19 protein-coding genes are annotated in these 22,559 nt (G+C 63.6%); 5 read left to right on the top strand and 14 right to left on the bottom strand.

The genetic code is table 11. The features are described from left to right. Positions 1-39: 39 nt before the first annotated feature. The 11 genes from RX328_RS24635 to RX328_RS24585 all read right to left on the bottom strand — a co-directional run bounded on the left by RX328_RS24635 (position 40) and on the right by RX328_RS24585 (position 11,134). Positions 40-456 (bottom strand): hypothetical protein, encoded by a 417-nt coding sequence (locus RX328_RS24635; protein ID WP_213250143.1) that lies wholly within the window; start codon positions 454-456, stop codon positions 40-42. Between the two features lie 12 nt (positions 457-468). Beyond that, positions 469-1,800, bottom strand: a complete 1,332-nt coding sequence (serS, locus tag RX328_RS24630) for a serine--tRNA ligase (protein WP_213250145.1) — start codon at positions 1,798-1,800, stop codon at positions 469-471. 214 nt (positions 1,801-2,014) lie between these two features. Beyond that, positions 2,015-2,833, bottom strand: a complete 819-nt coding sequence (gene tatC, locus RX328_RS24625; RefSeq protein WP_213250147.1) for a twin-arginine translocase subunit TatC — start codon at positions 2,831-2,833, stop codon at positions 2,015-2,017. After that, positions 2,830-3,348 carry a Sec-independent protein translocase protein TatB gene (tatB, locus tag RX328_RS24620; RefSeq protein WP_213250149.1) on the bottom strand — a complete coding sequence of 173 codons (519 nt, stop codon included), beginning with the start codon at positions 3,346-3,348 and terminating at the stop codon, positions 2,830-2,832. The genes tatC and tatB overlap by 4 nt, the downstream gene beginning before the upstream one ends. A gap of 118 nt (positions 3,349-3,466) precedes the next feature. Beyond that, the gene (locus RX328_RS24615) at positions 3,467-3,706 is read right to left on the bottom strand and encodes a twin-arginine translocase TatA/TatE family subunit (RefSeq protein WP_028345916.1); all 240 of its coding nucleotides are present in this window, start codon (positions 3,704-3,706) and stop codon (positions 3,467-3,469) included. A gap of 165 nt (positions 3,707-3,871) precedes the next feature. Continuing rightward, positions 3,872-4,603 carry an SMC-Scp complex subunit ScpB gene (gene scpB, locus RX328_RS24610; RefSeq protein ID WP_213250151.1) on the bottom strand — a complete coding sequence of 244 codons (732 nt, stop codon included), beginning with the start codon at positions 4,601-4,603 and terminating at the stop codon, positions 3,872-3,874. Positions 4,604-4,621: 18 nt separating this feature from the next. Continuing rightward, positions 4,622-5,449, bottom strand: a complete 828-nt coding sequence (locus tag RX328_RS24605) for a segregation and condensation protein A (RefSeq protein ID WP_213250153.1) — start codon at positions 5,447-5,449, stop codon at positions 4,622-4,624. Next, on the bottom strand, positions 5,446-6,468 hold the full coding sequence (nagZ, locus tag RX328_RS24600; RefSeq protein ID WP_213250155.1) for a beta-N-acetylhexosaminidase: 1,023 nt from the start codon (positions 6,466-6,468) through the stop codon (positions 5,446-5,448). Before nagZ ends, RX328_RS24605 begins: the two co-directional genes overlap by 4 nt. Positions 6,469-6,515: 47 nt before the next feature. Next, positions 6,516-8,003 (bottom strand): SPOR domain-containing protein, encoded by a 1,488-nt coding sequence (locus RX328_RS24595; protein ID WP_213250157.1) that lies wholly within the window; start codon positions 8,001-8,003, stop codon positions 6,516-6,518. A gap of 119 nt (positions 8,004-8,122) precedes the next feature. After that, the gene (gene argS, locus RX328_RS24590) at positions 8,123-9,916 is read right to left on the bottom strand and encodes an arginine--tRNA ligase (protein ID WP_213250159.1); all 1,794 of its coding nucleotides are present in this window, start codon (positions 9,914-9,916) and stop codon (positions 8,123-8,125) included. Between the two features lie 9 nt (positions 9,917-9,925). After that, the gene (locus RX328_RS24585) at positions 9,926-11,134 is read right to left on the bottom strand and encodes a deoxyguanosinetriphosphate triphosphohydrolase (RefSeq protein WP_213250161.1); all 1,209 of its coding nucleotides are present in this window, start codon (positions 11,132-11,134) and stop codon (positions 9,926-9,928) included. 103 nt (positions 11,135-11,237) lie between these two features. On the opposite strand from RX328_RS24585, the gene erpA reads away from it, so the two are divergent. After that, positions 11,238-11,567 carry an iron-sulfur cluster insertion protein ErpA gene (gene erpA / locus RX328_RS24580; protein WP_213250163.1) on the top strand — a complete coding sequence of 110 codons (330 nt, stop codon included), beginning with the start codon at positions 11,238-11,240 and terminating at the stop codon, positions 11,565-11,567. 237 nt (positions 11,568-11,804) lie between these two features. Here the strand turns inward: erpA and RX328_RS24575 are convergent, their stop codons facing one another. Continuing rightward, positions 11,805-12,710 carry a LysR family transcriptional regulator gene (locus RX328_RS24575; RefSeq protein WP_213250165.1) on the bottom strand — a complete coding sequence of 302 codons (906 nt, stop codon included), beginning with the start codon at positions 12,708-12,710 and terminating at the stop codon, positions 11,805-11,807. A 236-nt stretch (positions 12,711-12,946) separates the two neighbouring features. On the opposite strand from RX328_RS24575, the gene RX328_RS24570 reads away from it, so the two are divergent. From RX328_RS24570 to RX328_RS24555, 4 genes are all read left to right on the top strand, one after another. After that, positions 12,947-14,020, top strand: coding sequence for a tartrate dehydrogenase (locus tag RX328_RS24570; RefSeq protein WP_213250167.1), 1,074 nt, complete (start codon positions 12,947-12,949; stop codon positions 14,018-14,020). Between the two features lie 78 nt (positions 14,021-14,098). Beyond that, positions 14,099-15,067, top strand: a complete 969-nt coding sequence (locus RX328_RS24565; RefSeq protein WP_213250169.1) for a tripartite tricarboxylate transporter substrate binding protein BugD — start codon at positions 14,099-14,101, stop codon at positions 15,065-15,067. Positions 15,068-15,553: 486 nt separating this feature from the next. Then, on the top strand, positions 15,554-16,765 hold the full coding sequence (gene thrS, locus RX328_RS24560) for a threonine--tRNA ligase (RefSeq protein WP_213250171.1): 1,212 nt from the start codon (positions 15,554-15,556) through the stop codon (positions 16,763-16,765). Positions 16,766-16,921: 156 nt separating this feature from the next. Beyond that, the gene (locus RX328_RS24555; protein ID WP_213250173.1) at positions 16,922-18,334 is read left to right on the top strand and encodes a Spy/CpxP family protein refolding chaperone; all 1,413 of its coding nucleotides are present in this window, start codon (positions 16,922-16,924) and stop codon (positions 18,332-18,334) included. Positions 18,335-18,577: 243 nt separating this feature from the next. On the opposite strand, the gene RX328_RS24550 is transcribed toward RX328_RS24555, so the two are convergent. Continuing rightward, positions 18,578-19,432 (bottom strand): amidohydrolase family protein, encoded by an 855-nt coding sequence (locus tag RX328_RS24550; RefSeq protein WP_213250175.1) that lies wholly within the window; start codon positions 19,430-19,432, stop codon positions 18,578-18,580. Further along, a complete protein-coding gene (locus RX328_RS24545) occupies positions 19,429-22,557 on the bottom strand; it encodes an efflux RND transporter permease subunit (RefSeq protein WP_213250177.1) in 3,129 nt (1,042 codons plus the stop codon). Before RX328_RS24545 ends, RX328_RS24550 begins: the two co-directional genes overlap by 4 nt. Positions 22,558-22,559: the final 2 nt, after the last annotated feature.

Genomic DNA, 22,559 nt, shown 5'->3' with positions numbered 1-22,559 from the left:
TATCCGGCTATCGCGGCTGAGGCAAACTGGCCTATTTCCTCATGTTTTCTTCATCCAGACGCGCCAAGGGCGGGCGAATCTGGCGCCGCCATCGATTTTCATCTGCAGGTCTGGCGATACCTGTTGCGCCGATTCGACGGGCAGAGAGGGCGGGCTCGCGTCCGCTGGCTTGGGCGAAGGTGCCGCGACGGGCTCGATCGCCGGAAGCGCCGCAGCTTCCGGCGCCGATCCCGCCTCCGGCCGCTTGTGCCGCGTCCGCGCAACCGCCAGTCCCTTGTCGAAATCGGCGGCGTTGAGCCACTCCTTGGCATGCATGCGTTCGATCAGATCGTCGTCCCACAGGCGGGCGACTTCGATATCGAAGGCGCCCATCAGCCGCTGATCGATCAATTGCATCCCGTGGCCGGTGACAGCCCATTGCCTCCCGATCCAAAGGATGTCGCGATGCAATGCCATTTTTGTTTTGCGTTATTTGTCCCGCTCGATAGTTTTGAGCCCGCCCATATAGGGCTGCAGCACCGCAGGCACCGCGATGGAGCCGTCTTCCTGCTGATAGGTTTCCATGACCGCGATCAGCGCGCGGCCGACCGCGGTGCCGGAGCCGTTCAGCGTATGCACGAAACGCGGCTTGCCGTCGGGCCCTCGGAAGCGGGCATCCATGCGCCGCGCCTGGAAGTCACCGCACACCGAGCAGCTCGAGATTTCGCGGTAAGCGCCGCCCTCGCCCTGCCCGGGCATCCAGACCTCGATGTCGTAGGTCTTCTGCGCGGAGAAGCCCATATCGCCGGCGCACAGCGTCATCACGCGGTAATGCAGGTCGAGCCGGCGCAGCACTTCCTCGGCGCAGGACAGCATGCGCTCATGCTCGTCGCGACTGGTCTCAGGCGTCGCGATCGAGACCAGTTCAACTTTTGTAAATTGATGCTGTCGGATCATGCCGCGGGTGTCGCGCCCGGCGGCGCCCGCTTCGGCGCGGAAGCACGGTGTCAGTGCGGTAAGCCGCATCGGCAGTTCTTTTTCGTCGACGATGGATTCGCGGACGAGATTGGTCAGCGAGACTTCGGCGGTCGGAATGAGACCCAGACGTTCGGTCTTCAATCGCTCGTCGGGAGCCGCAAGCAATTCACCCTTGATGGCCCAGAACTGGTCGTCCTCAAATTTCGGCAATTGGCCAGTGCCGAACATGACATCGTTGCGCACCAATAGCGGCGGATTTACCTCGGTGTAGCCGTGCTCGTTGGTATGGAGATCGAGCATGAACTGCCCGATCGCGCGCTCCAGCCGTGCGAGACCTTTCTTCAGTACGACGAAGCGCGCGCCGCTCAGTTTTGCGGCAGCTTCGAAATCCATGTAGCCGAGCGCGCCGCCGAGATCATCATGCGGCTTCGGCGTGAAGGCGTAGTTGCGGATCTTGCCGTAGACGTGGCGCTGCACATTGCCATGCTCGTCGGTGCCTTCGGGCACGTCGTCGAGCGGCAGGTTCGGAATCGCAGCGAGCTCCTTCGCCAGTTCCTCGTCCGCCCTCTTTGCCGCAAGCTCGAGCTCCGGCATCGTGGTTTTGAGCTCGGCAACTTCAGCCATCAGCTTGTTGGCGCGCGCGTCATCCTTGGCCTTCTTCGCCTCGCCGATTTCCTTCGAAGCCGCATTGCGCCGCGCCTGCGCCTGCTCGGATGCCAGGATTGCTGCCCGGCGCTTCTCGTCGATCGCGAGCAGCGAAGCCGACAACGGCGCCAGCCCGCGGCGCTTCAGGCCGGCGTCAAAGGCTTGCGGGTTGTCGCGGATCGATTTGATGTCGTGCATTGCCGTGTGGTCCTCGGTCGTCGCCCCGCGCACAGTCAACGCGTATGTTGACAATTTCCACGCGGCGCGCCCCCAGTACCACACCCGTCATCACCCGCGAAAGCGGGTGATCCAGTATTCCAGAGACGCCTGTACTGAATCCGGAGGCCTCGGCGTATTGGATTCCCCGGCTTTCGCGGGGAATAACGGCCGATTGGGGGGCGAGAACGACGGCCTACTCGGCCGGATTGGCCTCTGGCGGCGGGCTTGCTGGCGGCGTGGTCGAGGCCTGCGTCGCGGCGGCCTTCTTTTCCACGATGCGGACCGCGACGATCGCGCCCTCGTAGAGCGCCATCAGCGGGATCGCGAGCGAGGCCTGGCTGATGACGTCGGGCGGCGTCAGCACGGCGGCAATCACGAAGGCGATCACGATGAAATAGCGCCGCTTCTCGCGCAGCATCTGCGAGGTGACGATGCCGATCCGGCCCAGCAGCGTCAGGATGACAGGCAATTGGAACGCAACGCCGAAGGCGAAGATCAGCGACATCATCAGCGACAGATATTCGCCGACCTTGGGCAGCAACTGAATCTGCGCGCTCTCATCGCCGCCCATCTGCTGCATGCCGAGCGAGAAACGAACCAGCATCGGCAGCACCACGAAATAGACGAGCAGCGAGCCGAGCACGAAGAAGAACGGGGTTGCGATCAGATACGGCAGGAACGCGCCGCGCTCGTGTTTGTAGAGACCGGGCGCCACGAACTTATAAATCTGCGTCGCCACTATCGGGAATGAGATGAAGGCGGCGCCGAACAGCGCGAGCTTCAACTGCGTGAGGAAATATTCCAGCAGCGCGGTGTAGATGAATTTGGAATTTTCGGCACCCGCCACCCAGACGAACGGCCAGACCAGCACGTTGTAGATCTGCTTGGCGAAGAAGAAGCAGAAGATGAACGCAATGCCAAAGCCGAGCAGCGCCTTGATAAGCCGCGAACGCAGCTCGATCAAATGGTCCATCAACGGCGCCTTGCTGGCCTCGATGTCTTCGATGGTCATGACGCTTTGGCGTCCTTGAGAATGTCGGGCGTCGCCGGCGCAACGTCCTGCTGGACGGCCTGAACTTCACGGGTGATCGGCAGCGGCTCGGAAGCGGCCGCATGCGCCTCGGCCTCGACGAAGGTTTCCGGCGTCGGCGCTGCCGGCGTGGTCGGGGTGACGGGCTCGCTGATCGCGGACGCCACCTGCGCGTCATTGGCTTGCACCGGGGCAGGCTTGTCGATGTCGCCGATCTGCAGGGCCTCGTCGACATCCTTCTGCAGGGAGGTCATGACGTTAGTGGGGGAAAGCGCTGTCGCGGTCTCCTTGACCTCGTCAAAGCTCTTCTTGAGGTCGGCCATTTCGGCCTCGCGCATGGCTTCCTGGAACTGGCCCTGGAATTCGCCGGCCATCTTGCGCGCCTTGCCGATCCATTGCCCGACCATGCGCAGCACGCCCGGCAGCTCTTTCGGGCCGATGGCAATCAGCGCGACAACCGCGATGATGACCAGTTCACTCCACCCGATGTCGAACATGAATTCTTCCGCTCGCGCGAGACGTCCGCGCCCCAATCCATCATAACCAAGATCTGGAGCAACCCGCGCCTTTTCTCAACCGGTGTCCTGAACCGACACCAGGTCCAAGATGCCCGGTTCAGACAGCCTTGCTGCCGACATCCGTTCGCGCCGTCGGCGCCGGCGTCGCATTGTGATCGATGGTCTTCACAGGCTCGGCGGGCTTTTCGGGCGCCTTCTCATCGTCCTGCATGCCCTTCTTGAAGGCCTTGATGCCATTCGCGACATCGCCCATCAGGTCTGAAATCTTGCCGCGGCCGAACAACAGCAGGACCACTGCGATCACGACGATCCAGTGCCAAATGCTAAGTGAACCCATCCTGCAACCCTCCAAAAAGAGACGGCCGGCTTCCGGCCAAGCTTTCGCGGAAGGTAGGCTCGCGGGGTGTCAAAAACAAGGACCCCTGCCGCGGCAAATCGCTGTCGCGGCTACGTATTATGGCTATTATTAACCCCGCCTGAGCGATAGCCGGAGCCATCGGAACTAGCTTTCGCTGCCGCCTTCAGGCTCGGCGGCCGGCGCCAGCAGCAGTTCCAGGTTGTCGCCAGCGTCCAGCGGGTCCTCGTCCTCGCGCAGCGCCACGTCATCCGACGGCGTCGGAACGCTGAAACCGGAAGGCAGCCGCGAATCCAGGAGCCCCGTACCCTTCAGTTCTTCCAGGCCCGGCAGGTCGCTCAGCGCCTCCAGGCTGAACTGCGAAAGGAACGCTTCCGTCGTGCCGAACGTCAGCGGCCGCCCCGGCGTCTTGCGGCGGCCGCGGGGGCGAATCCAGCCGGTTTCGAGCAGCACATCCAGCGTTCCCTTTGACGTGATCACGCCGCGGATCTCCTCGATCTCGGCGCGCGTCACGGGCTGGTGATAGGCAATGATCGCGAGTACCTCGATCGCCGCCCGCGACAACCGCCGCGTCTCCGTGCTTTCGCGCGTCATCAGCCACGACAGATCGCCCGCGGTGCGGAACGTCCATTTGTTCGCGACGCGCACCAGATTGACGCCGCGCGGCGCGTATTCCGCCTGCAACTGCGCCAGCGCCGCCTTGACGTCGACGCCGTCGGGCATGCGCTTGGCCAAGGTCGCCTGCTCGATCGGCTCCGCGGAGGCAAACAGCAACGCTTCGAGCAGCCGCAATTCGTCGGGCCGCGCGGCCTGATCGGTATGTTGGTCGATGGGATGATCCTCGGCATCTTCCATGCGTTTTTCCGCCAGGCTTGCCATGGCTAGGTCTCCTTCCACTTACTCGACCGTCATATCCGGTGCAGGCATAGCGGCCTGCGGCGGACGCTTACGAAAATACAGCGGCGCGAACGCCTCTTTCTGGTTCAATTCCATCTCGCCTTCGCGCACCAGTTCGAGCGCCGCGGCAAAGCTCGAGGCGAACACCGTCGCCCTCTGCGATGGATCAACCACGTAGCTGAGCAGGTAATCGTCGAGACAGTTCCACTCCTCGGATTCGGCCATGCCGACCAGCCGCTCCAGCGAGGCGCGCGCTTCGGCCAGCGACCACACCGTGCGCTTGGTCAAATGCACCGTCGCCAGCACACGCTGCTGACGCTGCGCGGCATAGGCGGTCAGCAGGTCGAACAGCGTCGCCGTGAATCTGGGGTGCTTGATTTCGGCGATCGTTTCCGGATTGCCGCGCGGAAAAATATCGCGCTGGAACTGCGGCCGGTTCATCAACCGGTTGGCGGCTTCGCGGATGGCTTCGAGCCGGCGCAGCCGGTTGGCCAGGGCGGTCGCCATTTCCTCGGCGCTCGGCCCGTCGGGCGTGGCCGGTTCCGGCAGCAATAGCCGCGATTTCAGGAACGCAAGCCAAGCGGCCATCACGAGGTAATCGGCGGCGAGTTCGAGGCGGATCTTTCGCGCTGCCTCGATGAAGGTCAGATACTGTTCGGCCAGCGCCAGGATCGAAATCTTGGCGAGATCGACCTTCTGCTGCCGTGCCAGCGTGAGCAGCAGGTCAAGCGGGCCCTCATAGCCCTCGACGTCGACGACCAGCGCCGGCTCGCCGTCGGTGATGTCGGCGGGCCGTCCGGTTTCAAACGATAGAATCTCAGCCGTCATGCCGTCCCTACCCGATCCATCAACGCTTCAAGTTCTGCCCGCGCCGCCTGCCGGTCGAACGGCTCAGGCTGCCTTCGCGCGGCCAGCGCCCGTGCGGCTCGGCTCAAGGCCTCGCCCGTCAGTTCCGGCGTCTCGCGCGCCACGTCGCGCATCTCGTCGAGTTTGCCGTTGCAATGCAGGACCACGTCGCAACCGGCGTTGACGATGGCGCGGGTCCGATCCGAGATCGATCCCGCCAACGCATTCATCGACACGTCATCACTCATCAACAAACCCTGGAACCCAATTACGCCGCGAATCACCTTCCGGATGATTGTCGCAGAAGTCGTCGCCGGTTGGACGGGGTCTAACGCGCTAAACACAACATGCGCGGTCATGGCCATCGGCAGGTCCGCCAGCGGTCGAAAGGCGGCAAAATCAGTCCGTTCCAGCTCTTTCCGCGCTGTATCAACGGTCGGGAGCCGGAAATGGCTATCCGCCGTCGCCCTTCCATGCCCGGGAATATGCTTCAGCACGGGCAGCACGCCACCCTGCTCCAACCCCCCGGTGACCGCCCGGGCAATCGCGGCGACCTTGCCCGGCTCGGTTCCATACGCCCGGTTGCCGATCACGGCGTCCGCGCCGGCCACCGGCACGTCCGCCAGCGGCAGGCAGTCGACGGTGATGCCGAGGTCGATCAGGTCGGCCGCAATGAGGCGAGAGCTTAGCCGCGCGGCCTTCAGGCCCAGCGCCGGCTCGATGTCGTAGAGCGCGCCGAAGGTGGCACCGGACGGATATACTGGCCAATGCGGCGGCCCGAGCCGCGCCACCCGTCCGCCTTCCTGATCGATCAGGGCCGGCGCATCGGCCTCGCCTAGGCAATATCGAAATTCATCAACAAGTGCAGATACTTGATCCGGCGCCTCGACGTTGCGCTTGAACAGGATCAAGCCCCATGGCCGCTCGCCACGGATGAATTCGCGCTCCGCGGCGCTCAGCTCCAGTCCCGATACGCCCGTGATGAATGCGCGGCTTGTCATGGGGGCCGATTAGGCCCCTCACGGCCCCCGGGTCAAGGAAACCGCCGTTAATTCCTTTGGACGAAGCACTGGCCGCCGGCAGATTTCAGACTGCTGCAGACCTGCGCTGCCTCTTCGGACGAGCCGAACGGGCCGGCGAACGCGCGGTAATAGACGCCCTTTTCGCCGAGATCGACGCGTTTCACCAGCGATGAGTGCGATCCCAGAACGCTCGGGAACTTGCTCTGCAGCGCCCGGTAGGAGGCCTGCGCGTCGGCTTCGTTCTTCTGCGAGGAGACCTGGACCAGATAGCCACCTCCGTTCGCAGGGGCGGCCTGGGTCGGATTGGTCGCCGCCATCCGGGTCGGCGGCGGAGCAGCATCGGCCTGCGGTGCCAGCGATATCGGCGTATTGGCGCTGGCATTGGCCGACGCCGGGTTACGCGCCGGCGGAGGCGGTGCAATGGGAGCAGGCCCCGGAGCGACAGCTTGGGCCGGGGCAGCAGCGCTCCGCGTCGTCGGCTTCGGAGGCGGTGCGCTGGCCCCTGCCGGAATGCCGCCATTTTCAGCCGCATCGCCCTTGACGGCGAGCGTCTTGATTCGGCGGGGCTCGTTGTTCGGCATCGTGCCGTTCGCGCCAGTTGCGGGCGGCGGACCGGACGGAGACACGCTCGCGACCGGCGGCGGGTTGGTATTCGGATTCAGCGCCGGAAACACCACGCGTGGCGCGCCAGACCTCGCATTGACGTCGACCGGCGTCTCTTCGCGCGACACCAGCTTCTCGCCGCCATCGCCCTGCAGCATGCGGTCAGGGGCCTTGGCGGCGCCCCCGTCGGACGGTGCCGGCATTACCTTGGTCGGGCTGTTGTCGGCCTTGATGATCGGCGGCTCGCCCGAGCGGGGCGAACCGACGTAAGTGCGATAGGCAAAGGCAGCGCCCGTCCCCACCACAGCCAACGCCAGCACCGCGGCGACGGTCATCAGGCCGCTCGAGCGCTTCTTCGGAGCGGGCTCCTCCTCCTCGTATTCGCCCTGGTACGCATAGGCATCGTCCGAATAGGCCGGATCGCGCTGATCGTCGTGCTCGCCATTTTCGAGCCGCCCATACAGCGCATCGTCGTAGCGCGACGGGTCCTGCTGCGGCTCGTCGGCATATTGCTGCGGAGCCTCGTAATAGTCCTGCGAGTCCTGCGCGGGCGCCTGATGCTGGGCCGCGTAGCGGTGCAAGGGATGTACCGGCGCCGGCTGGTAGTCCGGCTCGTCGTCGTAAGCCTGCTCCTGCGGCAGAGGTGATGGAAGTGGCGGCGGCGGGGTTTCCTGGCGCGCGCGCTGCATCCATGCCGGCGGGGCCGGAGGCGCGTCGAGGTCCTCCTCTGGTGGATGGTACTGCTGCGGACGCACATTGGCCCGCGACTGCAGCGGGCGCGGCGCCGGCTTGGCCGCAGCCCCCAACGGATCGCTCTGCCCGATCAGCCTTGCGAGCTCCGCAAGCGGATCGCTCTCACCGCGATCCTGATCGGCGGAGGGAAAAGGTCGTTCCTGATATCGATCAGCCATCGTGATGATGCATCCCCTTCGGGACAGCGCCAACCCGCCATGTCAAACAAACCATGACGAGCGTGGCCCCTGCCAGATACCCCCACGAACCCCCATTCGTGAAGGGCCTTCGCCCCTGCCTACCGCATCTCGGTCGGAGCGTGGACGCCGAGAACGGCTAAGCCCGATGCCAGAACCGAGACGACGCCCTGGACCATAGCCAGTCGCGCCCTCGTGATTTCTGCATCATTAGTTATAATGAAGCGTAAATAGGGCAAATCCCGCCCCTTCGTCCACAACGCATGAAATTCACTGGCCAAATCATATAGATAAAAAGCGATTCGGTGCGGTTCATGTGCGACCGCCGCCGCCTCGACCATCCGGGGATAGAGCGCCAACCGCTTCAAAAGGTCAAGTTCGGCCGGATCCGTCAGCCGCTCCACCGGGGCATCCCCCAAATAGGCCGTCCGGGCCGCGTCATCCTCGGGGAGATCCGGAACCACTTCGCGGGCATTCTTGAAAATGGAGTGGCCGCGGGCATGTCCGTACTGGACGTAGAAGACCGGATTGTCCTTCGATTGCTCGAGCACCTTGGCGAGGTCGAAATCGAGCACAGCGTCGTTCTTGCGGAACAGCATCATGAACCGCACGGCGTCGGAACCGACCTCGTCGACCACTTCGCGCAACGTGACGAAATCGCCGGAGCGTTTTGACATCCGCACGGGCTCGCCGGCACGCAGCAGGCGAACGAGCTGCACCACCTTGACGTCGAGCGCCGCCTTGCCGCCACTGACGCCCTTCACCGCAGCCTGCATGCGCTTGATGTAGCCGCCATGATCGGCGCCGAACACGTCGATCATCTCGAGGAAGCCGCGATCGACCTTGTTCTTGTGATAGGCGATGTCGGAAGCGAAGTAGGTGTAAGAGCCGTCCGACTTGATTAGCGGACGATCGACGTCATCGCCGTAGGCGGTGGCGCGGAACAGCGTTTGGATGCGGTCCTCGTAATCCTCGACCGGCTTGCCCTTCGGCGGCGGCAGGCGGCCTTCATAGATGTCGCCCTTGGCGCGCAGGAAATCGATGGTCTCGGTGACCTTGTTGTTGCCGGTCTCGATCAGCGACCGCTCCGAGAAGAACACCTCATGCTTGATGTTCAGCGCGGCGAGATCGCCCTTGATCATGTCCATCATCATGGCGATGGACTTGTTGCGGACGATTGGCAGCCATGCGCTTTCCGGCATCGCCGTGAGCTTGTCGCCATGCTCTGCCGCGAGTGCCTGGCCAACCGGCACGAGATAGTCGCCCGGATACAGCCCTTCCGGGATCTCGCCGACGTTCTCGCCGAGCGCTTCCAGATAGCGCAGGTGGGCCGAGCGCGCGAGCACGTCGACCTGAGCGCCGGCGTCATTGATGTAATACTCGCGGGTGACGTCATAGCCTGCAAAATCCAGCAGGCCGCACAGCGCATCGCCGAACACCGCGCCGCGGCAATGGCCAACATGCATCGGCCCGGTCGGATTGGCCGAGACATATTCGACGTTGACCTTGGCGCCGGCGCCGACTGCGCTTTTGCCATACGCTGCGCCTTCGCGCAGCATGGTGCGCAGTTCATCGACCCAGACCTGAGGCTTCAAGGTGAGATTGATGAAGCCGGGCCCGGCGACCTCGACGGCGGCAACCAGATCGTCGGCGCGCAATTTTTCCGCGATCTTGTCGGCGAGTTCGCGCGGCTTTGCCTTTGCGTCCTTGGCCAACACCATCGCGGCATTGGTCGCCATGTCGCCATGGCTCGCGTCGCGCGGCGGCTCGACCACGATGCGGGAGAAATCGGTGCCGGCGGGCCACTGGCCCTCGGCCGCGAGCACGGCGCAGATCGCCTGCACGCGCGCCAGCGCGTCGGCGAACAGGTGTTGTGTAGCTGGCTTGTCGGACATGGCCGCCGCCTAACGCAAATCCGGGGTCGAGTCAAAAAGCCGTTGATGCTCCATCAGGGCGTAGCGGTCGGTCATGCCGGCGATGAAATTGCCAATCCGGCGCGCCCGTTCGCCGTCCGTGACGCGTTCGGTACCCTCCACCCATTCGGCCGGCAGGTCTCCCGGCGAATTCTGGTAGCGCGCGAACAGGTCGAACAGGATGCCTTCCGCCTCGCCCATCACCCGCATCACCCGGTGGTGGCGGTACATGTGCTGTTTCAGGAACGCCTTGATCGCGGCCTCCTCCTCGGCGACGTCGGGCGGGAAGGCGATCAACGGCTGATGGTAGTGGCGCACGTCGTCGGCTGATTGCGGCTTCGCCGCGGCAAGACGGCTGCCCGCCTCCGACATGACCGCCCCGATCATGTAGGAAATCAATTCGCGCACCAGTTCCGCGCCGCGCCTGGCATCGTCGAGATTGGGATAATGCCGGTCAATTTCGGCGATGATGGACTCAGTCAGCGGCATCACCTTGAGGTCGTCGACGGCAAACAGCCCGGCGCGCAGGCCGTCGTCGATGTCGTGGGCGTCATAGGCGATATCGTCGGCAAACGCTGCGGCCTGCGCCTCCAGCGAGGCGTAGCTCCACAGCTCCAGATCGAATTTTTGATCGAAATCGGAGATGCCGACGGGGATGCCACTGTCGCGGTAAGGCCCGGCGGGGCCCCCGCCCCGCTCGGTCAGCGGGCCGTTGTGCTTTACGATGCCCTCCAGCGACTCCCAGGTCAGGTTCAGCCCGTCGAACTCGGGATAGCGATGCTCCAGCGAGGTCACGACTCGCAGCGCCTGCGCGTTGTGATCGAAGCCGCCGTGATCCCTGAGGCATTTGTCGAGCGCCCGCTCGCCGGCATGGCCGAACGGGGGATGGCCGAGGTCATGGGCCAGCGCCAGCGTTTCGGTGAGATCCTCGTCGAGTCCAAGCTGGCGCGCCAATGCGCGGGCGATCTGCGCCACTTCCAGCGAATGGGTCAGCCGGGTGCGGTAGTGGTCGCCCTCGTGGAACACGAAAACTTGTGTCTTGTGTTTCAGCCGCCGGAACGCGGTGGAATGGATCACCCGGTCGCAATCGCGCCGGAACGGGCTGCGGGTCCGGCTCGGCGGCTCCGCGAACAGCCGCCCGCGGCTCCGGTCAGGGTCGCAGCCATAAAGCGCGCGGGGGGCAGCCATTCCGACCGACACGGTTTTTTAGTCCTTATCCATTTGATTCCGCGAGAATACGCACTTAACTATGTCTAACGCGCCATACCAAATGAATTGGTATGACGGGGCCGGAGACCATGCCATGACCACTGCCATCACCGTCAGCGAGCGGGCTGCCCGCCGCATCGGCGAAATCCTTAAGAACGAAGGCGACGGCGCCATGCTGCGCATTTCCGTCGAGGGCGGCGGCTGCTCCGGCTTCCAGTACAAGTTTGACGTCGACCATGCCAAGGCGGAGGACGATCTCGTGATCGCGCGAGAGGACGCAGTGGTGCTGGTCGATCCGGCCTCGGTGCCGTTCCTCGCCGGCTCCGAAGTCGATTTCGTCGACGATCTGATCGGCGCTTCGTTCCGCGTGGTCAATCCAAACGCCACGGCGTCCTGCGGCTGCGGGACCAGTTTCTCGATCTGAAGGCAACAGCGCTCGTCCCAATCAAGGTTCGTCATACCCGTGTACGGGTATCCAGTACGCCGCGGCCTATCGAATCAATCACTACTGCCTCTGGAGTACTGGGTCGCCCGGTCAAGCCGGGCGATGACAGTTCCGTAGGATGGGTGGAGCGAAGCGATACCCATCAACAACGCCGGTCCGCACGGCGATGGGTTTCGCTTCGCTCTACCCATCCTACGACTACGACCGGCAAGCGCTCTACGCCTCGCGCGCGTAGCGCGGCAGATCGGCTTTCAGCATTTCCAGAACGTCATCCCTGACCGCATCACGCGTGCCGCGCGTCCAGGCGGCGGCGAGCGGCAGCTTGTTCATGTCGGACGCCGCGAGACGGATGAAGCGGACGCCGCGCGTCGCCATGCGCGACGTCCAGCGCGGGACGATGGCAAGGCCGAGGCCGGTGGAGACAAGGTTGACGATGGTCTGCTTCTCGTCGGCGATCTGGGCGACACGCGCCTCTAGCCCCGCCTCGGCGAATAGTTTCATGGTGAGGTCGTGGCTGTGCGGACGCGAACGTCGTTCGGGTACGATCAACGGCTCGTTCTCGAGATCGGCGATGGTGACGCGCTTGCGCGACGCCAGCGGATGACGGTCGGCAACCGCAACGACGGCGGTCTCGTGCAGCAGAAAGGCAAATTCCAGCCGCTTATCCGGCCGCTCCGGCGGCCGCACGAAGGCGAGATCGAGCCGGCCGGACAACAGGCGCGGCAGCAGGCGGACCGTTTTGTCCTCGACCAGTTGCACGGTGACGTCGGGCCGGCGCTGCCGGAAATCATGGAGCAGTTTTGGCAACAGTCCCGCGGCGGCGCTGTCGATCGCGCCGACGCGAATGATTGCCGCGCGTTTTCGGCCGCGCGTACGAAACTTGCCGGCTAGTGCATCTGCCTGCGCCAGCAAGGCAAGCGCGTCCTTGAGCAGCACCGCGCCATCGTCGGTCAGCGCGACGCTTCGCGTCGTGCGAGTCATCAACCGCGTGCCGAGATCCTCTTCAAGCAGGCGAATGAAACGGCCGAGCGCCGACGGCAGCATGTCGAGCCGCTGCGCCGCCCGGCCAAAATGCAGTTCCTCGGCGGCAGCCACGAAGCAACGCAAGTGATGCAGATCCATCGGCCCTCCCGCGGGGCGATTATATCAATTTTTTGTATAAATGCCAGGCAATTGCCGATCGATAGAAGCGGCCGCAGGATGCGCGAAGCGTAGGACCTGCGGACGTTCCGCGCCCTCATTGCGAGGACCGAAACGACGAAGCAATCCATGCCTCGGTTTGCGGCGCTATGGATTGCTTCGCTGCGCTCGCAATGACGTGGGTAGGGCGCGGGCCCAGACCTTCCAAGGAGACTTCGATGCGTGAATATTCAATCGCCGCCATTCCAGCTGACGGGATCGGTCCGGAAGTCATTGCCGCCGGCGTCACCGCGCTTGAAAGCCTCGAAAAGCGGCTCGGCGACGTCAAGTTCAACGTCGAAACCTTCGACTGGGGCTCGGCCTATTACCGCAAGCACGGCGTAATGATGCCGGCCGACGGCCTCGCCACGCTGAAAAAATTCGACGCGATCTATTTCGGCGCGGTCGGCGCGCCCGACGTGCCCGATCACATCACGCTATGGGGCCTGCGCCTGCCAATCTGCCAAGGGTTTGACCAATACGCCAACGTTCGCCCGACCCGGATCCTGCCCGGCATCACCTCGCCGCTTCGCCATGCCGAGGTGGGCGACCTCGACTGGGTGACCGTGCGTGAAAATTCCGAAGGCGAATATGCCGGCTGCGGCGGGCGGGTGCATCGCGGCCTGCCGGAGGAAGTCGGCACGGAAGTGGCCATCTTCACCCGCGTCGGCGTCCAGCGGATCATGCGCTATGCATTCCGCCTGGCGCAGTCTCGACCACGCAAGCTGCTCACGGTAGTGACAAAATCGAATGCGCAGCGGCATGGCATGGTGATGTGGGACGAGATCGCCGAGGAGGTCTCGAAAGAGTTTGCTGACGTCACCTGGGACAAGATGCTGGTCGATGCGATGACGGTGCGGATGACGCTGAAGCCGCAGAGCCTCGACACCATCGTGGCGACCAATCTCCACGCCGATATCCTGTCCGATCTCGCCGGCGCGCTCGCCGGCAGCCTCGGGGTGGCGCCGACCGCGAACATCGATCCCGAGCGGCGCTTTCCCTCCATGTTCGAACCGATCCACGGCTCTGCGTTCGACATCACCGGCAAGGGTATCGCAAACCCGGTCGCGAGCTTCTGGACGGCGTCGCAGATGCTCGATCATCTCGGCGAGGCTGAAGCCTCGGCACGGCTGATGCACGCCGTGGAGAAGGTCACGGGCGCCGGCATCATGACGCCCGATGTCGGCGGCACCGCGACGACCAGGGATGTCACCGCGGCTGTTGTGGAGGCGATCCATAGCTCCAACGTGTGACGGTCCGCACGACGAACCGGTCGTGGGCAAGAGGCCTGTGTTAAAGGCCAAACAAAACAAACTCTCCGGGAGGCACCTATGAAGAAAACAGCCGTCATCGCCGCAGCGTTTGCGATGCTCAGTTCGGCCGCTGTGGCGCAAAACTATCCCAGCAGACCTATTACGTTGCTGGTTCCCTTCGCTGCCGGGGGCGCTACCGACACGGTGGCGCGGGTGACAGCGCAATCGATGTCAAAACTGCTGGGCCAGACCATCGTCATCGAAAACGCCACGGGCGCCGGCGGCACCATCGCGGCGACGCGCGCCTCGCGCGCGGAGCCGGACGGCTACACGCTTTTGATCCACCACATCGGCATCTCCACGGCGGCGACGCTATACCGCAAGCTGCCCTACGACACCAAGACGGCGTTCGCGCCGATCGGCCTCGTCACCAACGCGCCGATGACGATCATCGGCCGTCCCGATCTGCCGCCGAATACGCTGGCCGAACTCGTCACCTATATGAAGGCCAATGGCGACAAGATGACCTTTGGCAATGCGGGCCTCGGCGCCGCCTCGCATCTCTGCGGCATGCTGTTCATGACCGCGGTCGGCAAGGAAATCCTCACCGTGCCCTACAAGGGCAATGCGCCCGTGATGAACGATTTGATCGCCAAGCAGATCGATCTCTCCTGCGACCAGACCACGAATACCACGAGCCCGATCGCATCGAAACTGGTGAAGGCCTACGCCATCACGACGAAGACACGGCTGGCGTCGATGCCGGATCTGCCGAGCGCGGATGAGGCCGGGCTGAAGGGCTTTGAAGTCGGCGCCTGGCACGGCATCTATGCGCCGAAGGGTACGCCCGACGAGATCGTTCAAAAGCTGTCCAAGACGCTGCAGGAGGCGTTACGCGACCCGGATTTGGTGAAGCGGTTCAACGACATCAACACGGAACCTGTCCCGCAGAGCGAAGCGACGCCGGAAGCCTTGAAGGCAAAACTCATCAGCGAAGTCGATCGCTGGGCGCCGATCATCAAGGCGGCCGGTCAGTTTGCGGATTGAGCGCTAGCCGCTACAACGTCGGTTGTCCGAGGGGGCCGGACTCAACTTGGCGCTTGCCTTGACACCGCTGCTTCTTGATCCCTGAAGAGACATCGGGATGGAGGCAAGGAGCCGCTGGCCATCGATCATCAACGAAAAGACGTTTGCCGATTTGAAGCGCGTTACTGAGCCAGACCGGCATTCTGACCAAGGAGCCGCATCATCCGCCACAGGAGTATTGATGTCCCTGCGCATCATCCATATTCCACGACGCCAAGCGGCTGGCGTTGACGCCTGAGCGTTTTACCGCCATATGCAGAGCATGAATAAGCTTCTGTCAGCCGCATTGACCACCACGGCGACCGCTTACGGCGGATCGCCTGCTGGTTGCGCGCGCTAGAGACAAGCGTACTTCACCCAGAAAAGGCCCCGCCGGCGACGGACGGGGCCTTTTCTGGTTTTTGATGGTCCCCGTCCGCGCTTTTTCCCATCACAAGGAACACAGCCATGGACGATCTCGACCACAGAAATCTCGGCGTGCAGCTCAAACTTTGGCACCTTCAGGAAGATGCGCCGGGCATGGTGTTCTGGCATCCGCGCGGCTACGCGGTCTACCGGGTGCTGGAGGACTATCTCCGGCGCAAGATGCGCCGAGCCGGGTATGCCGAGGTCCGGACGCCACAGCTGCTGCCAAAGGAGTTCTGGGGCCGCAGCGGCCATTGGGACAAGTTCGGCGAGCACATGTTCCGGGTCGACGACGGCGAGCTGGCGATGGCGCTGAAACCGATGTCGTGCCCGTGCCACGTGCAGATCTTCAACAAGGGGCTGCGCTCGTGGCGGGAGCTTCCGATCCGCTATGCCGAGTTCGGCGCTTGCCACCGCAATGAGCCTTCCGGTTCGCTCCACGGCATCATGCGGACGCGCGCCTTCGAGCAGGACGACGCCCATGTGTTCTGCCGCGAGCAGGACGTGGAGAGCGAGGTCGCACGCTTCATCACCCTGCTGGGCGAGGTCTACCGGGACCTCGGTTTTCCCAGCTACGAAGTGGCGCTGGCGACGCGGCCGGCGGTGCGCGCCGGCGACGACGCGACCTGGGACTGGTCGGAGGCGAAGCTCGGCGATGCCGCACAACGTTGCGGCCTCGCGCCTCAAATCAACCCCGGCGAAGGTGCATTCTACGGACCGAAGCTGGAATTCGCGCTGCGCGACCGGCTGGGACGATCCTGGCAGTGCGGCACAGTGCAGCTCGACGGCGTGCTGCCGCAGCGGCTCGAGGCGTCCTACGTCGCCCCCGACGGCAGCCGCGCGAGGCCCCTGATGATCCACCACGCCATCTTCGGATCGCTCGGCCGCATGATCGCGATCCTGCTCGAGCACCATGGCGGCGTGCTTCCGTTTTGGCTGTCACCGGACCAGGTCGCGGTCGCGCCGATCTCGAAAGACCAGGCCGGATACGGCGCGGACGTGCTGGCGGCGTTCGAGAGTGCCGGGATCCGGGCCGTTGCCTATGACGGCGCCGATACCCTTCCGCGGCGCATAGTGGCCGCGCATGAAATGGCGGTGCCGGTGATGGCTATCGTCGGCGGGCGCGAGATGAGGGACGGCCGGGTGAGCCTGCGCGAACGCGACGGCTCACAAGCCGACGTTCCGCTGGCCGAGGCGGTATCCCGCCTGCAGGCGAGGGCCCGGCCGGGCGCCCCTGTGGTTGAAGCCTTGTAGCCCGCGGACGCAAGCTGGCTTGAAAGAGTTCGCACTTCAGCGCGAACTGACTTTTCAAAAGTATCCGCTAAAAGCGGGCAATTTTGAAATGATCAGCTTTCGACCTAAGGCCGACTTCTGCGGACTGTATGCGCCACTCGGGCCTTGTGAAACGACGTGATTGCTGCCGTCTTTGCGCGCGATGCCTTGGTCTGCATGATTGCTTACAAGGAACTTTCGATCATGTGCGGCGTCATAAGTGACGCGGCCAAGGCCTGGCACGGGAGGTGCCATGTCGAAGTTCGGCGTTACAGTAATCGCTGTCGTACTGGTGACCGCGCTGTCGAGTGCCGCCACTGCGAAACAGCGCGGACATTTTGGTCTCGGCCCATTTGGCACCGTGAAATCCGCGTTCGCCCGCGTGTTGGCGCCAGGGCTGCTTCACAGCCGCCCCACGCATCACCGCCGGGTGCACGTCCGTCGGGCCAAAAACGCTCCCGTCGCTTTAAAAAGTGCTCCCGTCGCGTTACAAAAAACATCCCGGCCGCGACGAACCAGCCCGCCGGCGAGGACGAGTTGGTTGTTGGCAAGCTATTCACTGACCCTGCGGCACGCAGGCAGATCGCCGCAACTGCCGCACTTGCTCACTGGCGGGGTGACCGCAACACTACAGAGGGGTGGTGGTCGCATGGCCATGGCGGATATGGCTGGGTTGGGCCACTGTTCTGGCCGTTCGCCTACAATGATATCTATGGTTATGCCATCTTCGGCGATAGCATGGGCTTCTGGGACTACGGCTACCCCGACATTCATGCCGGAATTTTTGGGCCTTACGGCAGTGACGAACTAGCGGCTTATATGGCGCCGGTCTCTTCCGGCCAAAGAGAACGAAGGATCCCGCCGCTGCAGCAGCTCTGCGGTGATGCCGGCCGCGAGATTACCAGTTTCGCCGTTGATCAGATTCAGCGGGCGATTCAGCCGACCGAGGCGCAATGGGCCGCGCTGGACCATCTTGCCGACGCGTCGAACTCGGCCGCCCAGATCATTCAGGCATCTTGTCCGACGCAGCCCGCATCAACGGCACCGGCTCGATTGGCCCTGATGCAGCAGCGCACTGCGGCTATTCTCACTGCAGTAATATCCCTGCAGTCGCGGCTGGGGGACCTTTATGATCTGCTGAATGACGAGCAGAAAACACGGCTCAACGCACTCGCTGACGATCAGCTCAAGACGGCGTCCGCAAACGGGACCATGAAGGCGCCGGCCCAGGGCTGCGAAGCGTCCCTGCCAGCCGCGTTGCAATGGCCGGCTGGCGAGATCGAGGCCAGGCTACACCCAAACGATGCCCAACGCGACGCGCTTGAACGGCTGCAGCGTGCCAGCGCCAGAGCTGTCGAGATGCTGAGCTATGAATGTCAGCCGAAAGATGCGATCACGCCACCCGCTCGCCTCGCCGCGATGGATGGTCGGCTCGGTACCATGCAACAGGCCATCAATCTGGTGAGCGACGCGCTGGAGGACTTCTATACTACACTGAGTGATGAGCAGAAGTTTCAATTCGAGCTGATCGGACCAAAACGAGCGCCATGATTGCCATGTATTCCGATCGGCGAAGGAATCGGAGACGTGTTCAGTGGACGATGGCGTCGTGACCTCCGACCGACGCGCAGGAGTTGATCAGCATCCGCTTTTGCCCCAATAACTACCGTTCCTAGAACGTCAGCTTCCGGCCCAACCCCGGACCTACGGGCACGCTCGCTCTTGCGCCGCTCTTGGGGAACAGGGCGGACACCGAACGCACCTAGCCGAACGTCCGGTTTATAAGTACACGGGCTAGTGGCCAGGACCGAACAGCGCCCGCGCATTGCCATGGGCAATCTGCGCAGCGACCTTTGGCGGTAGCTGCGCGAGCCAGGCACGGTACTCCGCGACGATCTCGCCGTAGCTCTCCCAGCGCTCGTTGATCCAGGTGTCGGAGCCGAGCAGAAAGCGGTCCGGGAAGCGCTCGAACAGCGTGCGCCATTCCGCCGTCAGCTTGCCGCTGCCGCCAACGATGCCGCCACGATAAGACAACTCGCCCCACAGCTTCGGATATTTTGTGAGCATCTCGGCGACGCGGTCGGTCGAGAGACCAAAACCGGTATGGGCCCAGATGATGCGGGCGCGCGGATTGTGGCGCATCAGGATTTCGACGGCCACGTCATCGGCATGGGCATGCAGATAGAGGTCGTGCTCAACCGCGAAATCGACGGTCTTCTTCACCCACTCGGTATCGGCCGCCTTGCCCGAGATGTGGAATTCGCCGATGCCGCGGTAATAGCCGCGTTTGAACTCGTCCTGCACCAGGTCGAAGATGAAGGGGTCGCCGAACCAGGTCTGGATGTCGGCGCGCACCCGATAGGGCCGGATGAACGGCACGATCCACAGGCCCTGCGGCTTGGCGTCCATAAGCGCATGCGTGCCGGTGTTCGGACGGCTGGTCGCGAGGATACCGGTGACGCGGTGTTTTCTAAACAGCGCCAGCACCTCCTCGACGCTGTAGTGGGGCTTCGGCTCCCAATTGTAGTGTAGGTGCGCGTCGAAGATTTCGATCGGCTCGTCGGCGTCGGCGCGATCGATTGTGCCTGCGGTCCATGCGAGCGCGATCAGCAGGGCGATGAATCGCGATGCTCGCCCGAACGTCGTCATTCGGCAGCAACCACGTGCGGCCGCTCGCCCTCGCCCGCTTCTTCCAGTTGCGGTTCGAGCTTGCGCCGGAGGCGACGGTCGATGCGGTCGAGATAGATGTAGATCACGGGCGTGATGTACAGCGTGAGCAGTTGCGAGAGGCAGAGACCGCCGACCACGGCGACGCCGAGCGGCTGGCGCAGTTCGGCGCCGGCGCCGGCGCCGAGCGCGATCGGCAACGTGCCGAAGATCGCGGCGAACGTCGTCATCATAATCGGACGGAAACGCAACAGCGCCGCTTCCCGGATCGCGTGCTCAGCACTTAAGCCCACGCGGCGACGCTCCAGCGCGAAGTCGACCATCATGATGGCGTTCTTTTTGACGATGCCGACCAGCATCACGATGCCGATCATCGCAATCACGGACATTTCCATCCCGAACATCATCAGGGTCAGGATCGCGCCGATACCGGCCGACGGCAAGCCGGAGATGATGGTGATCGGGTGGATGAAGCTCTCGTAGAGAATGCCGAGGATGACGAAGGCGGCGAACACTGCGGCAAGGATCAGGACGCCCTGCCCGCGCAGCGAATCCTGGAATACCTGCGCGGTGCCGGAAAATCCGGTCGCGATCGTCGCCGGCAGATTCGAAGCCTGCTCCAGCTTCGTGATCTCGTCGACCGCGTAGCCCAGCGAATAGCCGGGCGCGAGGTTGAAGGAGATCGTCACCGCCGGTTGCTGCGCCTGATGGTTGATCTGCAGCGGACCGACGGTCGGGACCAGTTTTGCCACCGCCGACAACGGGATGGTTTGGCCGTTCTGCGTCTTCATGTAGAGCTTGGACAGATCAGACGGGTCGACGCGGAACTGCGGCTGCACTTCCAGGATGATCTGGTAGTCGTTCGACGGCATGTAGATGGTGCCGACCTGGCGCGAGCCATAGGCGTTGTAGAGCTGATTGCGGACCTGATCGACGGTAACGCCGTAGACCGCGGCTTTTTCGCGGTCGATATCGACCGTCATCTGCGGGTTCTTGATGTAGAGGTCGGTGGTGACGTCGAGCAGGCCGGGCAGCTTCTCGATCTTCTCGCGCATCTCCGGCGCCAGCCGGTACAGCGAGTCGGTGTCGCCGCTCTGCATCACGTATTGATACTGGCTCTTGGAAATCCGTCCGCCAATGTTGAGATTCTGGATCGGCTGGAAGAACGCCTGCATGCCCGGAACCTGCCGCGCATTGGCACGCAGCCGCCCGATGATCGTGTTGAGGTTGTCGCGGTCCTTCTTCGGCTTCAGGGCGATGAACAGGCGTCCGTAATTCGCCGTCGGATTGGGGCCGCCCGAGCCGACGGTGGAGTTGATGTAGTCGATCGCCGGATCGGATTTCAGCACGTCGACCAGCGCCTGCTGCCGCTCCTTCATCGCATCGAACGAGGTGTCTGTGGCAGCTTCGGTCACGCCGATCAAGAAGCCGGTGTCCTCCTGCGGGAAGAAGCCCTTCGGCACGATCATGTAGAGGTAGACGGTGCCGCCCAGCGTCGCCAGCGTCACCATCAGCATCAGGAATTTTCGGGCCAGCACCCAGTCAAGCGTCCATTCGTAGGCGCGCAGCCAGGAATCGAACATCCTCTCGAAGATGCGGAGCACGATGTTCGGTCGCCTGTTCGGATCATGCGCCCGTAGCACGCGCGCGCACAGCATCGGGGTCAGCGTCAGCGACACGAATCCGGACACCAGGATCGCGACCGAGACTGTGACCGCGAACTCGCGGAACACGCGGCCCACGATGCCGCCCATCAGGAGCACCGGGATGAACACCGCGATCAGCGAAAACGTGATCGAGATGATGGTGAAGCCGATCTCGCGCGCGCCCTTCAGCGCGGCCTCGAACGGCCGCATGCCGCGCTCGATGTGGCGAACGATGTTTTCCAGCATGACGATGGCGTCGTCGACCACGAAACCGACCGACAGCGTCAGCGCCAAAAGCGTCATGTTGTTGATGGAATAGTCGAGCGCGTACATCACGGCACAGGTGCCGAACAGCGAGATCGGAACCGCAAGCGCCGGAATGAACGTCGCGGACGCCGAGCGCAGGAACAGGAAGATCACCAGGATCACCAGCCCGATCGCGATCAAAAGCGTTTCCTCAACGTCGGCCACCGCCTGGCGGATCGAGATCGAGCGATCCATCAGTACGTTGATCGAGACCGATGGCGGGATCTGCGCCCGCAACACCGGCAGTTTGGCCAGAATGGAATCGACCACCGCCACCGTGTTGGCGTCCGGCTGCTTCTGGATGCCGAGCACGATGGAACGGTCGCCGTTCAGCCAGCTCGCAATGCGCTCGTTCTCGACGCTGTCGTAGATCCGCGCGATCTCGTCGAGCTTGACCGGGGAGCCGTTGCGCCAGGCCACCACGATCTGGCGATAGTCCATCGCCTTGTCCATTTGGCCCGAGGCCTGCAGCGCGACGTCCTGTTTCGGTCCGTTCAGCGTGCCGACCGGGGTCGAGGAATTGGCGGCCGAAACCGCACTACGGATGTCTTCGAGCGACAGCCCGCGCGCCGCGGCGGCTTCTGGGTCGGCCTGGACGCGAATGGCGAATTTCTGCGCGCCGTAGACGCTGACCTGGGCGACGCCAGGTATCTGCGACAGGGTTTGGCCGATCGTGATCTCGCCATACTCGTTGACCGCCGACAGCGGCAGCGTCGACGAGCCGAGCACCACGAACAGCACCGGGAAATCGGCCGGATTCACTTTGCGGAAACTCGGCGGGATGATCATCTCACGCGGCAACCGGCGCTGCGCGATCGTCAGCGCGGTCTGCACGTCGAGCGCGGCGGCATCGATGTTGCGGTTGAGGTCGAACTGGATGGTGATGGTGCTGGTGCCCTGCGACGAGTTCGACGACATCGACGAGATGCCGGCGATCGTCGAGAGCTGGCGCTCGATGACGCCGGCGACCGAGGCCGCCATGGTGTCCGCGCTCGCGCCCGGCAGGGTTGCGGTCACGGCGATAGTCGGGAAATCGACCCTTGGCAGCGCCGAGACCGGCAACAGGCGAAAGCCGAAGATCCCGAACGCGATGATCGACGCCGTGATCAGCGTCGTCATGACCGGCCGGCGGATGCAAAGTTCGGACAGCGTCATCG

It is taken from the genome of Bradyrhizobium sp. sBnM-33 (assembly GCF_032917945.1).
Lineage (GTDB): Bacteria > Pseudomonadota > Alphaproteobacteria > Rhizobiales > Xanthobacteraceae > Bradyrhizobium.
This window is presented reverse-complemented; position numbering and strand designations above follow the sequence as displayed.

Coding starts and splice junctions, on each gene's coding strand:
- RX328_RS24635 (WP_213250143.1), bottom strand. CDS start 456: ATGGCATTGCATCGCGACATCCTTTGGATCGGGAGGCAATGGGCTGTC.
- serS (WP_213250145.1), bottom strand. CDS start 1,800: ATGCACGACATCAAATCGATCCGCGACAACCCGCAAGCCTTTGACGCC.
- tatC (WP_213250147.1), bottom strand. CDS start 2,833: ATGACCATCGAAGACATCGAGGCCAGCAAGGCGCCGTTGATGGACCAT.
- tatB (WP_213250149.1), bottom strand. CDS start 3,348: ATGTTCGACATCGGGTGGAGTGAACTGGTCATCATCGCGGTTGTCGCG.
- RX328_RS24615 (WP_028345916.1), bottom strand. CDS start 3,706: ATGGGTTCACTTAGCATTTGGCACTGGATCGTCGTGATCGCAGTGGTC.
- scpB (WP_213250151.1), bottom strand. CDS start 4,603: ATGGCAAGCCTGGCGGAAAAACGCATGGAAGATGCCGAGGATCATCCC.
- RX328_RS24605 (WP_213250153.1), bottom strand. CDS start 5,449: ATGACGGCTGAGATTCTATCGTTTGAAACCGGACGGCCCGCCGACATC.
- nagZ (WP_213250155.1), bottom strand. CDS start 6,468: ATGACAAGCCGCGCATTCATCACGGGCGTATCGGGACTGGAGCTGAGC.
- RX328_RS24595 (WP_213250157.1), bottom strand. CDS start 8,003: ATGGCTGATCGATATCAGGAACGACCTTTTCCCTCCGCCGATCAGGAT.
- argS (WP_213250159.1), bottom strand. CDS start 9,916: ATGTCCGACAAGCCAGCTACACAACACCTGTTCGCCGACGCGCTGGCG.
- erpA (WP_213250163.1), top strand. CDS start 11,238: ATGACCACTGCCATCACCGTCAGCGAGCGGGCTGCCCGCCGCATCGGC.
- RX328_RS24575 (WP_213250165.1), bottom strand. CDS start 12,710: ATGGATCTGCATCACTTGCGTTGCTTCGTGGCTGCCGCCGAGGAACTG.
- RX328_RS24570 (WP_213250167.1), top strand. CDS start 12,947: ATGCGTGAATATTCAATCGCCGCCATTCCAGCTGACGGGATCGGTCCG.
- RX328_RS24565 (WP_213250169.1), top strand. CDS start 14,099: ATGAAGAAAACAGCCGTCATCGCCGCAGCGTTTGCGATGCTCAGTTCG.
- thrS (WP_213250171.1), top strand. CDS start 15,554: ATGGACGATCTCGACCACAGAAATCTCGGCGTGCAGCTCAAACTTTGG.
- RX328_RS24550 (WP_213250175.1), bottom strand. CDS start 19,432: ATGACGACGTTCGGGCGAGCATCGCGATTCATCGCCCTGCTGATCGCG.
- RX328_RS24545 (WP_213250177.1), bottom strand. CDS start 22,557: ATGACGCTGTCCGAACTTTGCATCCGCCGGCCGGTCATGACGACGCTG.